A 563-nucleotide genomic window follows, 5' to 3' on the forward strand; every position below is an offset into this window, starting at 1 on the left:
AAGAGGCAGCTGTCGCACTCCGGTCCTGGCACCTGGATCGGCGACGGCGCCGGGGCCGGCCACCGCATCACCGGCAACACGCTCTCCGACAACAAGACCCACGGGGTCGCCGTCGACGTGCTCAACGTGCCGCCGGAGGATCCGAGCTACATCCTGGCCAACACGGTGACCGGCAACGGCATCCACGGGATGGAGATCAACGGGTCGGGCTACGTGGTCGAGGGCAACCGGGTCTCGGGCAACGGCGTCGGGATGTCGGGCACCTCCGGCATCCACGTCTACGCCAAGGACGCCGCCCAGGACGCGGGCGACCGCAACACCATCCGGTACAACATCGTCACCGGCCAGAAGGAAACCACCGGCCAGGACGGCAACGGCATCCAGATCGACCAATGGTGCGACGGCAACACCGTCGCGTTCAACGTCGCCACCGACAACGACGGCGCCGGCATCAACCTGTTCGACGCCGGCTCGAACACGGTGGTGAACAACACCGTCACCGGAAACATGCGCGATTCCGGCGGCAAGCACGTCTACCGCGGCGAGATCGTGCTGGCCTCGGA

The 563-nt window shown here is 67.0% G+C and carries 1 protein-coding gene; it reads left to right on the forward strand.

The window, feature by feature from the left end; translation table 11 throughout:
• On the forward strand, positions 1–563 hold a 563-nt coding region (locus E4T82_RS12015), incomplete at both ends, for a right-handed parallel beta-helix repeat-containing protein (RefSeq protein ID WP_135182985.1).

Origin of the sequence: Streptococcus cuniculi (genome assembly GCF_004570575.1) — a bacterium.
GTDB lineage: Bacteria > Bacillota > Bacilli > Lactobacillales > Streptococcaceae > Streptococcus > Streptococcus cuniculi_A.